Annotated in this window: 12 protein-coding genes and 1 riboswitch; of the genes, 6 read left to right on the top strand and 6 right to left on the bottom strand. The window is 53.0% G+C overall.

Translation table 11 applies throughout. From position 1 onward, the window contains the following. Positions 1 to 101 precede the first annotated feature (101 nt). Positions 102 to 1,049, bottom strand: a complete 948-nt coding sequence (locus tag DHN43_RS16330) for an N-acetylmuramic acid 6-phosphate etherase (protein WP_244306809.1) — start codon at positions 1,047 to 1,049, stop codon at positions 102 to 104. A 166-nt stretch (positions 1,050 to 1,215) separates the two neighbouring features. Beyond that, a complete protein-coding gene (locus DHN43_RS16325) occupies positions 1,216 to 3,183 on the bottom strand; it encodes a hypothetical protein (protein ID WP_108819313.1) in 1,968 nt (655 codons plus the stop codon). Positions 3,184 to 3,366: 183 nt separating this feature from the next. Further along, positions 3,367 to 3,487, top strand: a riboswitch (TPP riboswitch). 115 nt (positions 3,488 to 3,602) lie between these two features. Between DHN43_RS16325 and thiC the strand changes: the two genes are divergently transcribed. From thiC to DHN43_RS16295, 6 genes are read left to right on the top strand one after another with little or no spacing between them, the layout of a single operon-like run. Further along, a complete protein-coding gene (gene thiC, locus DHN43_RS16320; RefSeq protein ID WP_108819312.1) occupies positions 3,603 to 5,402 on the top strand; it encodes a phosphomethylpyrimidine synthase ThiC in 1,800 nt (599 codons plus the stop codon). Continuing rightward, entirely contained in the window at positions 5,399 to 6,340 is a 942-nt protein-coding gene (locus tag DHN43_RS16315) for an FAD-dependent oxidoreductase (RefSeq protein WP_108819311.1), read from the top strand. Before thiC ends, DHN43_RS16315 begins: the two co-directional genes overlap by 4 nt. Beyond that, entirely contained in the window at positions 6,337 to 6,534 is a 198-nt protein-coding gene (thiS, locus tag DHN43_RS16310) for a sulfur carrier protein ThiS (protein WP_108819310.1), read from the top strand. Before DHN43_RS16315 ends, thiS begins: the two co-directional genes overlap by 4 nt. Position 6,535: 1 nt before the next feature. Then, the gene (locus DHN43_RS16305) at positions 6,536 to 7,303 is read left to right on the top strand and encodes a thiazole synthase (RefSeq protein WP_108819309.1); all 768 of its coding nucleotides are present in this window, start codon (positions 6,536 to 6,538) and stop codon (positions 7,301 to 7,303) included. Further along, a complete protein-coding gene (locus tag DHN43_RS16300) occupies positions 7,303 to 7,896 on the top strand; it encodes a thiamine phosphate synthase (RefSeq protein ID WP_108819308.1) in 594 nt (197 codons plus the stop codon). Before DHN43_RS16305 ends, DHN43_RS16300 begins: the two co-directional genes overlap by 1 nt. Next, complete coding sequence (locus tag DHN43_RS16295) at positions 7,893 to 8,858, top strand: HesA/MoeB/ThiF family protein (protein ID WP_108819307.1); 966 nt, start codon at positions 7,893 to 7,895, stop codon at positions 8,856 to 8,858. The genes DHN43_RS16300 and DHN43_RS16295 overlap by 4 nt, the downstream gene beginning before the upstream one ends. A 7-nt stretch (positions 8,859 to 8,865) precedes the next feature. Here the strand turns inward: DHN43_RS16295 and DHN43_RS16290 are convergent, their stop codons facing one another. The 4 genes from DHN43_RS16290 to DHN43_RS16275 are packed head-to-tail and all read right to left on the bottom strand — an operon-like array spanning position 8,866 to position 13,379. Then, positions 8,866 to 9,906: a LacI family transcriptional regulator gene (locus tag DHN43_RS16290; RefSeq protein ID WP_108819306.1), complete on the bottom strand. Its 1,041-nt coding sequence runs from the start codon at positions 9,904 to 9,906 to the stop codon at positions 8,866 to 8,868. A gap of 7 nt (positions 9,907 to 9,913) precedes the next feature. Further along, positions 9,914 to 11,626 (bottom strand): amylo-alpha-1,6-glucosidase, encoded by a 1,713-nt coding sequence (locus DHN43_RS16285; protein ID WP_108819305.1) that lies wholly within the window; start codon positions 11,624 to 11,626, stop codon positions 9,914 to 9,916. Positions 11,627 to 11,629: 3 nt separating this feature from the next. Continuing rightward, entirely contained in the window at positions 11,630 to 12,442 is an 813-nt protein-coding gene (locus DHN43_RS16280) for a carbohydrate ABC transporter permease (protein WP_057464118.1), read from the bottom strand. Next, entirely contained in the window at positions 12,435 to 13,379 is a 945-nt protein-coding gene (locus DHN43_RS16275) for a carbohydrate ABC transporter permease (protein ID WP_063306235.1), read from the bottom strand. The genes DHN43_RS16280 and DHN43_RS16275 overlap by 8 nt, the downstream gene beginning before the upstream one ends. Positions 13,380 to 13,385 lie beyond the last annotated feature (6 nt).

Here is a 13,385-nt window from a genome sequence, read left to right as displayed (position 1 = left end):
CCTTGAAAAACCGTCGGTATCGCAACTCGCCTGCCCCCCCCAGCGGGCGAATATTCCTGTTGGCGCATTACGATCTAAGCGGATCGCAATGCGCGCATAAATCAATCAGGTTGATGTAACCCAAGCACCCGAAGAGATTCTCCCAAATCTCCCTGAGTTTCATTCAATACATTGGTGGCCTGTTGTTTTGTTGCTCCCAGCACCAGCAAGACAGCCAGTTTAATCTGGCTTCCGCTTTCATGCAGGGCCGCAGCGGCTTTCTCCTGAGAGCAAGCGGTGAGTGAGACCACCATGTCTTTGGCGCGCTGATCAAGCTTGATGTTGGTCAGCTGCATATCCACCATGTAGCCACGATATACCTTCTTCAACCGCACCATAAGCGCCGTAGAGAACAGGTTGAGCGCCGCTTTTTGGCTGGTACCTGCGGATAGTCTGGTTGATCCTGCCAATACTTCAGGACCCGTCCTTAACAGGATTTCATGCTCAGCATCGGCCAGTAACGGGCTTTGTGGATTGTTCGCCAGTGATATGGTCAAAGCCCCCGCGCCTCTGGCGGTTTGAATGGCAGAGCGGGTAAAAGGTGTGGTGCCGCTTGCTGCAACACCTAAAACGACATCAGAAGCGCTGACATTATTCTCCAAAATGAAAGCACGGCCTGCTTCTTCGCTGTCCTCAGCGCCTTCCTGCGGGCGTAACAATCCAGCTTCACCGCCTGCCAGACCATAGATCAGGCGATGCTCTGGCCAGCCAAATGTAGGGATGAGTTCAATGCCATCCAGAACGCCCAGTCTGCCTGAGGTCCCTGCGCCGACGTACACAAGTCGACCTTCGGTTCCCTGTAGTCTTTGGGCAGCTGCATCAACTGCGGCTTCCAGCTCTCCCAACGCAGACCAAACAGCGTTGAGGGCTTGCATTTGACCACCCAGCAAGGCTTTGAGGACTTCGTCAGTCCCCCATGTTTCCAAGCCTGCATAACGTGAAGATCTTTGCTCGGTTTCACGCCACTCCTGCGGATTGGAATGTTCTGGAAACCCCACTTTTTTGGATATGCTGGACACGAGACTCTCCCTGATACCAATAGCATACCAACAACTCACGATATGGCAATGATATATTAGAAAAGACCCGCAACTTGCGTAATCCCAATAGATTTCTAGCAGTTACCTGTGACAATTGCAGGCCACAGGTATTGTTTTGGACCTAGTTTTTTCTTGATCAATCCCAGCGTGCTTCTTCTTCGCGGCGTACAAAGACGACCTGACGTCCATCAGGCAGCAACTGGCTGATTTGATCTGGGCCACCGTGTTCATCAAACTCAACTAATCCAATGCCACTTGCATTCAACAAGCGTCGGCCATGATGCGTGCCCACAGGTTTGCGCGGAATAACCTTCATGCCGCGCCGTCTGGTGAGCCAGTTCAAGGGGGAGCGAGGCGCATAGAGCCAGCGGTTCAGATGGTCGAGTTTATCAAGCAGCTTGGTCGGGAACTCGTTTTTGATGCCACTGCTGCAGATTTGCCAGATGTCAGGCCCACGAGAGTGTCCGCGCAACTCGACATCGTAAACAAAGGAGTAGTGCACATCACCGGAAAGGATCGTAAAGCGATCTGGCGTTTTGCGGTGGCGGAACACGTTCAAAATGCCATCTGCCGTTCCCGGATGTGCCATCCAGTATTCCGCATCCACCATGAGCGGCTTGCCCATGAACGTGAGCAGCTTCTGCAGCGTTTCGATCAGCTTTACGCCAAAGATCGGAGCTGCGGAGACGAGTAGCACGGCGTCTTTTCCGCGCAGAGATCGTTGTAAATCTGTGACCGCTTCCCAGTCCAGAAGACCCGAGGGTAGATACCCTGCCCGCTCAGATCTCCATCGACGTGTGCGCGTATCCAGCACCAGCAGTGGTGGGTCTAGTTCCCAGTGATAGTCCCAGTTTTCAAAGGCGAAGAGATGATCCAGAAACTCATCGTAGCTATTTGTGCCGGGCACCGTGACAGCTCGCGTCATCGCTTCAAGTGTTCCACCTGAGAACGCTTCAGGTCGGTTGCCCCACCCCTGATTGAGCATATAGGCACACAAGGCATTGCCAATGATCCGTCGGGAGAACGGATGGCCGTAGGCGGTCTCTTCCCAATCACGGTTGAGGTTCCAGTCATCAGTGACATCGTGGTCATCAAAGATCATCGCAACCGGAAGATGGGCAAACAGGCGGCGCACCTGGCTGAGACCCGCAACAAACTCCTTCAGGATTTTCTGTTCGCTCTCATAGAGCGCTGCTTCTTCTGGTGTCAGTCCTTCGGGGACATCTGTCTCAACCAGTTCCCATAGCGCCGGAGACCAGACGAGGAGGTACATTGCCAAGAATTCAGCAAGTGTGATCAGATGGTTATGGGCATGATCAGCAGTGAAGATCGGTTTTTCTACGCCACCGAACAAGACAAGCCAGAGCTTTCGGTTTTTCTCCAGACTTGGGAGAAATTTTTCGCGGCGGTAGTAGGTGTCGCCGTGCTGGTAGAAATCTGATGCCTTTGCAGGCACTTTGCTTTCCAAGCCCACCAGCTGTTCCTCAGTGATGCCGAGTTTTTCGATGAGCACATGGATAGCTCGCAACATGGGGCCAGCAACATCATCTGAGTAAATCTGATCGCCACTCATCACGAGGGCAGCTGGCCATTTTTCCTTATCAACTTTGGTGCCCTTCTCAGCTCTGATATGCTTTGCCAGAAACAGATCAGCTGCGACCAGACCATCGCCGGATTCGTGATGTGGTTTGCGGCAAGACCCGTGCAGGAGTGAGGAAACTTTTGAGCTTAGCAGAAAGCCTGGGAGTTCCTGATTTTCATAGCAGAGATCAGGAGCCCATACGGAATGATCCTGCCACCCAGCCTCCTCATCATCCTCCATACGCAGAGCAAGGCGGTAACTGATCCAAGTGTCATGCGGTAGAGGGCTTTGGAGAGGCAGATCGATCAGGAGGTAATGGAGATGTACCCCTGCTGAGATCAGGTTTACCTCAGTTTGCGCTTTCGTCAGCTCGTAGGTTTGCGGCTCACGGCCTTGTGGGAGCAAATCCAGTTTCACATCCGCCGGAGCGCGCACTGCGAGCCAGAATGTTAAACGTGAGGTTTCCAGTCGACGCAAGATTGGGCCAGCTAAAACGGATGGGAGAGAATAGTTTTCAGGCATTCGTTGATATTATTTTTCGCGATATCCAGATGTGAAATTCTTAGATGAGAGATAGGAACGCAAACCGCAAAATCCAATAAGTGTCAGCAACTCCCCTCTCATAAAATCCAATTTACAAAAGATTTCTGAACCTCACCTGAACCGAACCTGCCTTGACACTAGTTCATAATCGTTCTAGCAAAATCATGTATGCAGGGGAGTCTCACCAAGGAGACTGAGAGGCTGACAGAGCGCAAGCTCGGCGACGCGACCCTTAGAACCTGACCCAGTTGATACTGGCGTAGGAAGCACGGGTCGCGGGGCCTGTTTGTAAGGCTAGTGTAACAACCGCGATCTTAGCAGCAGAAGTTCTTTCTGCCGTTTCCCAGCCAAAACTCATCTGGTGTCTTTTTCGAGTTATGAACTTGAGGAGCACCATTATGACGACGCCGAACCCATCCATCACCACAGGCGCTTTGCCAGCAGCGCGCAAAATCTATGTTCGTGGCAGCTTGCACGAAGACGTGCTTGTGCCCATGCGCGAAATCAGCGTTCACCCGACAGCAGGTGAACCACCACTGCCAGTCTATGATAGTTCCGGCCCATACACAGACCCTACGGCAACAACGAATATTTCTGAAGGTTTGCCTGCTCTACGGCGCAAGTGGATCGAGGCGCGCGGTGACACCGAGGAGTATGATGGCCGTGAGATTAAGCCTGAAGACAATGGTTTTGTGAAAGGCGACCGACTTGTTCCTGAGTTTCCGGTGAAGCCTCGCCCCTTGCGCGGAAAGGACGGAAAAGCCGTCACCCAGCTGGCCTATGCCCGCGCTGGCATTATCACACCGGAGATGGAGTTCATTGCCATCCGCGAAAACCAGTTGCGGGAAGCGGTTGCAGAAGAGCGGTGTGGCAACGACTGGGGTGCGAGCATTCCAGATTATGTAACACCAGAGTTTGTACGTGATGAGGTGGCTACTGGCCGCGCGATCATTCCGTCAAACATCAACCACCCTGAGAGTGAGCCGATGATCATCGGGCGGAACTTTCTGGTCAAGATCAACGCCAATATGGGTACATCTGCCGTTACCTCCTCTATGGAAGAGGAAGTCGACAAGATGGTGTGGTCGATCCGCTGGGGCGCTGACACGGTGATGGATCTGTCTACCGGTCGTAACATTCACAACACCCGTGAATGGATCATCCGCAACAGCCCTGTACCGATTGGGACCGTCCCGCTTTATCAGGCACTTGAGAAGGTGAATGGAGTTGCGGAGGATCTGACTTGGGAAATCTTCCGCGACACGTTGATTGAGCAGGCAGAGCAAGGGGTTGATTACTTCACCATCCATGCTGGAGTGCGCCTGCACATGGTGCCGATGACCGTTAATCGCGTGACGGGGATTGTCTCCCGTGGTGGTTCCATCATGGCGAAGTGGTGTCTGCATCATCACAAAGACAGCTTCCTCTATGAGTACTTTGACGAGATCTGCGATATTTGCCGCCAGTACGATGTGGCGTTTTCTCTTGGTGATGGATTGCGTCCGGGTTCCATTGCAGATGCAAATGATGAAGCCCAGTTTGCCGAGCTGGAGACGCTTGGGGAGCTGACCAAGATTGCATGGGCCAAGGATTGTCAGGTGATGATTGAAGGCCCGGGTCATGTGGCCATGCACAAGATCAAAGAGAACATGGATAAGCAGCTGGAATGCTGCCATGAGGCACCGTTTTACACGCTTGGCCCTCTCACCACGGATATCGCTCCTGGCTACGACCACATCACTTCCGGCATTGGTGCTGCGATGATCGGGTGGTTTGGCTGTGCCATGCTTTGCTATGTGACACCAAAAGAGCATCTGGGATTGCCGGACCGGGATGATGTGAAAACCGGTGTGATCACCTATAAGATTGCAGCTCACGCGGCTGATCTTGCGAAAGGATTGCCGGGTGCCCAGCGGCGGGATGATGCCTTGTCCCGTGCACGCTTTGAGTTCCGCTGGGAGGATCAGTTCAACCTTTCTCTCGACCCAGACACTGCGCGAGAGTTCCATGATGAAACGCTGCCAAAAGACGCGCATAAAGTGGCTCATTTCTGTTCTATGTGCGGACCGAAGTTCTGCTCCATGCGGATCTCCCATGACATCCGTGCGGAAGCACAGAAGGAAGGTATGGAGGCCATGGCAGCCAAGTTCCGGGAAGGTGGCAAGCTGTATCTGCCACTTGAAGGAACAGAGCAGTGATTACGATTGCAGGAGCTGGCCTTGCGGGGCTGGCTTCCGCCTATGAGCTGGCAAAGCGCGGTGCATCCGTCACTATCTTTGAAAAATCCGCTAAACCGGGCGAAAGCAGTGTCGCACGGTTTGCCGGCGGCATGCTTGCTCCGTATTGCGAGCGTGAAAGCGCAGAAGAAGACGTTGTTACACGTGGGGTGCAGGCCGCTGATTGGTGGTCTCAGGTAACGCCTGTGACCCGGCACGGAACGCTGGTGGTTACTCCGCCGCGCGATCAGGCCGAGCTGACCCGCTTTGCACGGCGGACCTCACACTTTAGCGAGGTGAACGGTCAAGCGATCTCAGATCTGGAGCCAGCATTGGCTGGACGCTTTGAGCGCGGGCTGTTTTTCAAAGAGGAAGCTCATCTTGATCCACGGCAGGCACTGGCTGACCTGACAGGGGCTGTTCAGGAGCTTGGGGTAGAGATCCATTATGGAAGAACTGCGCCTGAGCGGGTCAATCTCAATTGCACAGCAACCGCATCCAGCCTTCCTGACTTGCGGGCTGTGCGCGGTGAGATGGCGATTTTGCATTGTCCTGAGGTTCAGCTTTCCCGTGTCATCCGGCTCTTACACCCACGTATGCCGCTTTATCTGGTGCCGCGGGCTGATGGTTTGTTCATGATTGGCGGGACCATGGTGGAGAGTAACTCTGACCGTCCTCCTACTCTTCGCTCCCTTACAGAAATGCTGAGTGCAGCCTTTGCCATTCACCCTGCCTTTGCCGAGGCCAGTGTGGTGGAAATTGGAGCGGGATTGCGTCCAGCGTTTCCAGACAACTTGCCTCGACTGGTCGAGCATGACGGGTCTCTTCACCTCAACGGGCTTTACCGCCACGGCTTTCTGCTTGCACCAGCACTGGCACAGCAAGCAGCACAACATCTTTTGAAGGAGACTTTCGCATGAAGATCATCGTGAATGCGGAACCACGCGAGGTCTCCAACGAAACGTTGGAGGATGCTCTTACGGAGCTAGAGTTCACCAGCCCCGCTGTTGCGACGGCTTTGAACGGCCGTTTTGTTCCTCGTGAGGACTACCCTAAGACATCCCTTTCAGAAGGCGATAGATTGGAAGTTCTTGCGCCTATGCAGGGAGGGTAACATGCAGCTTTATGGTACAGACATCAGTTCCCGGCTGTTGCTCGGGACAGCGCAATATCCCTCTCCTGCAGTATTGCAAAAAGCAATTGAGACCAGCAGAGCAGAGATCATCACGGTCTCTTTGCGGCGCGAAACCGCTGACGGTTCTGGGGCTGGTTTCTGGGGGCTATTGAAAGATAGTGGCTGTAAAATTCTGCCCAACACCGCTGGGTGCCATAGCGTGCAAGAAGCCGTTGTTACTGCACAGATGGCTCGCGAGTTATTTGGAACTGACTGGATCAAGCTAGAGGTTATCGGCAACTCAGACACCTTACAGCCCGATGTGTTTGGGTTGGTCGAAGCTGCGAGGCTTCTCTGTGCAGATGGTTTCAAGGTGTTTCCATACACAACTGATGATCTTGTGGTTGGCGAAAAGCTGTTGGAAGCCGGATGCGAACTGCTGATGCCATGGGGGGCTCCCATCGGGTCTGGTCAGGGCCTGCGAAATCCTGAGGCCTTGCGGGCCATGCGGGCGCATTTTCCGGATGTACCCTTGATCGTGGATGCTGGTATTGGGCGCCCCTCTGACGCCGCGCGTGCAATGGAGCTTGGCATGGATGCTGTTCTACTCAACACCGCAGTTGCCAAAGCGGGTGACCCGGTTTTGATGGCGCAGGCCATGGCACAGGCAATTGAAGCAGGGCGGAATGGATACATCGCAGACCCTATGGACCCACGCGACATGGCGGTTCCCTCTACCCCAACCCTTGGCATGGCGGAGTTGATCTGATGGAACGGTTTTATCTGATTGCCGGAGACGCAGACTGGATTGAAAAGCTTGTCCCCCAGGGCGTGAAGCTTGTTCAACTACGGATCAAAGACCAACCTGAACAGGTTGTTCGTCTGCAAATTGCACAGGCTCGTGACTATTGCCGTCAACATGGCGTTCAACTGATCATCAATGACTATTGGGAGCTGGCGTTAGAGCTTGGCTGTGATTTCGTTCATCTCGGACAGGAAGACATGGACAGTGCTGACTTTGCTGCACTCCAGAAGGCTGGTGTTCGCTTTGGTCTTTCCACCCATGATGAGGCCGAGTTGGATCGCGCCCTCTCCTTCAAGCTCGAGTATGTCGCTCTGGGCCCGGTCTATCCAACCAAGCTGAAGAAAATGAAGTGGGCACCGCAAGGTTTGGAGCGTGTCAGCCGCTGGAAACAGATGGTGGGCGAGACGCCTCTTGTTGCCATAGGTGGGTTAACGCCGGAGCGACTTGCCGGTGTGTTTGAAGCTGGTGCTGATAGCGCTGCAGTGGTGACAGACATTTTACAGGCACACGATCCGATTGCCCGAACTCAGGAATGGGTGGAGGCTTGTAAGCAATGACACGTTATGATCGCCAGATGCTCTTGCCAGAAGTTGGAACCGCAGGGCAAGAGCGGTTGCTATCCGCTCATGTCCTCGTTGTTGGTGCTGGCGGTTTAGGCTGCCCTGTCCTGCAATATCTTACCGGTGCCGGTGTGGGCATTATCACGATTGTTGATCCCGATGTGATTGAAGAGAGTAATCTGCATCGACAGCCTTTGTATTCACCGGCAAATGTGGGGGAGAGCAAGGCCTATGCCGCAGCAGCTCGGTTACATGGATACAACCCAGAGGTGGAGCTACACGCCCTTAACATTGCTCTGGAACCTGCGAATGCGGGCGGACTGATTGCTCAGGCAGATATCATCGTGGATGCTGCAGATACGTTTGCAGCCTCTTACACGCTCTCAGATGAGTGCTACCGACAAGGCAAGCCGCTTATCTCAGCCTCTGCGCTTGGAACCTCCGGTTATCTCGGAGGTTTTTGTGGTGGTGCGCCATCACTGCGAGCTGTCTTCCCCTCCCCACCAACCAACTCTGCCAATTGCGCCAGTGCGGGTGTCCTCGGCCCTTCGGTCGGCAGCATCGGAGCCATACAGGCACAAATGACTTTAGCGGTGCTGCTGGACTTTTCTCCCAGCCCATTGGGTCGTCTCACCACAGTGGATTTTAAGGGATTTAAGTTCGGTGGCTTTTCGTTTCTCAACGCCAAAGAACCGGACTGGCATGCACCCTTTATCTCAGTTAGTGAACTGAGGCAGGACGACGTAGTGATTGAGCTTCGAGATGCATTGGAAGCCCCCCAACCTGTCTGCAATACCGCACTGCGCCTTGCCCCCGATGAACTCGGCCAGCACGACTTCCCCGCGGCACACCGTATCATCCTTTGCTGCCGCACAGGCCTGCGCGCATGGCGCGGAGCAGAGGCGCTTGCAAAGCAAGGGTATAAGAATGTCGCTCTGATTGCAGATGGGAGCGGCTGAAGAGCCCTTACTGTCTCTCCAAGTTACAGGTATCTGCGCCGCGCTCGATGAGGTCTGGTACGAACAGCTTTTGGAGATTGATAGGATCCTCACCGCCAATTAAGTCCAGCATGAACTTGCCCAGCGTTTCGCTCGGCTTTGATATCGGAAGATAACATGTTGTAATTGGCGGTGAGAAATACTGCGACACGTTCAGGTCATCTGTCGCAATAACGACAGCATCCCGGCCATGTTCCATACCACGCACCTGAAAGCCTGACAGAACCCCCATTGCGGTTGCTTCATTGGCACAGATGTAGGCAGTCGGCGGCTCATCAAACATAGACATTTCAAAAAGCTGTTCTCGCCCGAAGGCCGGTGTCAGGCGCCCGTAAGCAAGCAGTGAAGGGTCGCATGTCTGGCCCGCCTTTGACAGTGCGGCTTTGTAAGCCTCAATACGGTTTTGAGTATAGTTCAACTCTTCTCTGGCATTGATCATCGCGATGCGGCGATGACCTTTGGAGAGCAGACGCTCAACACAGATCGTCACAATACGGCGGTTATCGGTATCAACAAACGCATGGGGTGCGCTGGCGTCACTGGTTCCGTAGGTAACAAACGGAAAGTCCTGCTCTTGCATGAAGCTGATGCGCGGATCATTTGCTCTCGTCCCGGAGATGATGATTCCATCGGCTTTTTTGTTTTGAATGATGCGTTTTATAACCTCAAAGCTATCATCAAAACTGGCAACCTGATGCTGCACAACTCTGTAAGGCGTATGCTCAATTGCACGGGATATTCCGCTGATCAGCTGCGTGTAACCAACACCTGCCCATTCGTCATCATCAGGTGATGCAATGACTGTGATCATGGCTATCTGATAGGTCTTGCCAGTCCGGAGTTGAACTCCACTGATGTTAAGTTCGTATCCCAGCTCTTTAGCCGCTTGCAGTACTTTGTCACGTGTGCGTGGGCGCACCTGCGGTGAGGCATTTAGTGCTTTCGATACTGTTGCCGTTGAAAGCCCGGTTTCCTTAGCAATTGTTTTGATCGTCGGTCTTTGCGCCATAGGGTACTCAAGCTGGGGTCAGTTGCGCTTTAGAAAGCACATTCTGAAAACGAAGATAAACGGCAGATGTCCAAGCGAAGGCTTTGTCGCGAAGACCGGCTCCAGTCAAGGCATCAAAGTTTTCCGCCATTCCTGAGGCCTCGCAGGTTTTCATGAACCGCTTTGCCAGCTCGTGAGCCAGCCGGATTTCGCCTTGCCGGCATAAACCGTCAAAGATCAGCAGTGTCGTTGGAGCCCATATTGGCCCACGCCAATACCCATCGGCTTCATAATACGTGCTCTGCGGGTTTTCAGTAGCAGGTCCCCATTCTGTGAGAAAGCCCTGAGTATTGAACCTTTCTATGAGTTTGCCTGCAATCTCTCTTGGCAGATCACTGCCAAGCAGAAGAGGCATAAACTGCGCTAGGCTAGTGTCTGGCAAGACCAAGTTTGGCTGAGCAGGTTTGCGGAAGTCGAAGGTCTTGCCGTTCCATAGCTGGTTTATCATCAGGTCTTTCATTTGTTTGCTGACATAATCAAACTTACTCGCGGTATTCGGGTCTTCTGATGTGCGGTAGAGCCGCGCAATGCAGGTGGCTGTCAGGCATAGGAATGTTGGCAGGTCTGGTCCAACGACCGGACCGCCGTGATCGAAGAAACTGGCGTTGTCCCAGCCACTGTCGTTGCCGTGAAAGTAGCTGGGAAGCTCCTGTTCACTTGCGCGTGTATGCGTGAGCCAATAGCTGAGCTGGCGTTCCATCTTGTCTCTGAGATACACGAGCTGCTCTGAGTTAAAGCAATCACGATAGGCTTCAAAGATGTGCAGGAGTGCCCAACCGTGGACGGGTGGTTTTGTGAATGCAAAGGAAGCGCCAGCATCGTGCACAAAATCTGGCAGTAGTCCGCTGTCATCTTGCCAGTCAAAAATTGCAGCGAACTGACTAAATGCCAGATCAGGATCGATACCAGCAAGCCCGATTGCAGAAAAGGCGTTGTCCCAGCTCCAGATATTGATCATGTGGTTCTTGGACATGTAGGTAGACGGATGCGTTAGCGCTCCTTCTGCAGGAACAGTGTTTGCCCAAAGGAGGTAGGTGGCGAGTTGCTCCGCTTCACTTTGGTCTTGCTTGCCATGCCAGTTGAAAAAGGCTTGCCGAGATGTTGCCTGAGCTTCTTCGAAGGACTGTTTCTCGACTTCAGGACAGAGGCGGCGGTGAAGGATTATACCACCTTCAAACTGCTCTCCAGAAAAGATCAGGGAAACGTTGTCTGCATGATCGCGGCGCCAGTTGCCTTCAACAACGGCATCACCAGCTGTTGTGAACGGTGTCAGGCGCAGGTTTTCACCTGCTGCAACGATACATTGGTCTCCGTTGGGGTGTTGGAAAGCGTAATCATAGCGGGAGCCTTCCAAGGTGAACTTCAGTAAGACGCCCTGCCCTTTGATATGTAGCAGTTCTCCCTCACCAATGCAGAAGCTGACATATCCCTGCTTTCTCTCATTTGAGAACAGATCAACATCCAGACGATGTGGAGACAGCGTGAACTGAGGGGTGAGTACTGTGCCATCCTTGCTCAGAAACTCCAGCTTGCACAAGCGGCCCAGGCTTGGTCGCTCATCTCCACCAGCGACATAGCGTAGATAGCAGCGTTGTTCATCATCCTGACCGCACATCATGGAGAGCGTTGTAAAGCGCTGGTGGCGGGAGAATGGCACGCGGTCGAAGTCAAATAGCGTCATGCCTTATCCTTTCACCGAGGAGCCGATTGAGCCGTCCATGATGTAGCGCTGCGCAAAAAAGAACAGGATCAGCGGCGGGATGCAAAGAACCACAGTAATGGCCGCGATGGACGTGATGTCCGTTTCATGCAGACCTTTGAACATGGAAAGGCCCAGCGTGAGTGTATATTTGGATTGGTCGTTCAGATAGATCAGCGGACCGAGATAGTCGTTCCACGCGTTCATGAAGTGGAACGTGCCAACCAACACCAGAGCAGGCATCATCAACGGCAGATGAATACGCCAATAGATTTGCCAGGAGTTGGCGCCATCCATGCGGGCGGCTTCGTCAATCTCGATGGGTACAGTCATGATGTACTGGCGCAGCAGGAACACGAAGAACGCATCTGCGAAGTAGGCCGGAACGATCAGTGGTTTGAGTGTGTTGATCCAGCCGAGCATGTTGAACTCCATGTAAAGCGGGATCATTTTCACATCCCACGGGATCATCATGGTGGAGAGCAACAGGACGAAAATGGCATCTCGGCCTCTGAACTTGAAGCGGGCAAAACCGAAAGCTACCAGAGAGCAGGAAAACAATTGCCCGATGGTGGAAAGGATCACCACAATCACAGAATTCTTGAGATAGACATCGAATGGTTGCTTGAACCAAGCGGTGACAAAATTATCCCACATAACCTCATCGGGCCAGAAGACTGGCGGGAACTGATAGAGCTCGCCAATGCTTTTTACTGCCGTGATGAATGTCCAATAGAACGGTATGATGAACATTGCTGAGAGAAACAGCAGGGCGCCATATGTGAGAGCTCTAGTCATCAGCTGCCTCCGAGTTCTTCATCTCCCCTTCATAGTAAACCCACGCGGAAGATGATTTCAGGACCAACATGGACAGGACAAGAATGATCAGGAACATGACCCATGAGTTTGCAGCAGCAAAACCCATCTCGAAATACTTGAAGGCATTGTCGTAAATGTACATGGCGAAGAAATAGGTGCTCTCCAATGGTCCACCACCGGTAAGCAACAGCGCAATTGTGAGTTGCTGAAAGGCTGAGATGATCGACGTGATCACAGTGAAAAGCAGCATGGGTGAGAGCATTGGGATGGTAATATAGATAAGTCGTGCCCACGCTGGCACACCAGACATTTTGGCCGCCTCGTAAAGTTCTTTCGGGATGGATTGCAGGCCAGTCAGCAATATGAGCATGGTGCCGCCCAGGCCCCAAAGAGATGCAATCACGATAGCCAGCAGCGACCAGTTTGGATCCCCCAACCAATTCGGCCCTTCGATACCTGCCAATCCAAGCAGAAAGTTCAGGATGCCGTATTCGTGGCTGTAGATCCACGCCCAGATGGTTACCAGCGCAACGCCGGAGATTACCGAGGGCAGATAGAAGATCGTTCTAAAGACGCCTGTGCCAAAGACTTTCTGATTGAGCAGTACAGCCAGCAACAATCCAAGGATCACATTAAATGGCACGAAGAACAGACCGAACTTGACGGTAATCCAGAGACTGTCCCAGAACAGCGGATCTTCTGTCAGCATCACCTCGTAATTCTGTAGCCCAACAAATGTACGCTCTCCCACCACAGGCCAGTCATAAAAGCTCATGATGAACGAGAAGATGAGCGGCCCCAATGTGAAAAACAGGAAGCCCAAGATCCAGGGAGAGATGAATAGATATGGTGTTAGCTTTTCGATGAAGCGATGCCGCTCCTCAGATGCTTCATCCTGCACGACCAATGTAGACATCTCTCC

The sequence above is a fragment of the Pseudovibrio sp. Alg231-02 genome (assembly GCF_900143565.1).
In the GTDB taxonomy this organism is placed as follows: Bacteria; Pseudomonadota; Alphaproteobacteria; order Rhizobiales; family Stappiaceae; genus Pseudovibrio.
The sequence above is the reverse complement of the archived record's forward strand: the minus strand, read 5'-3'. Positions and strand labels throughout refer to the sequence as shown.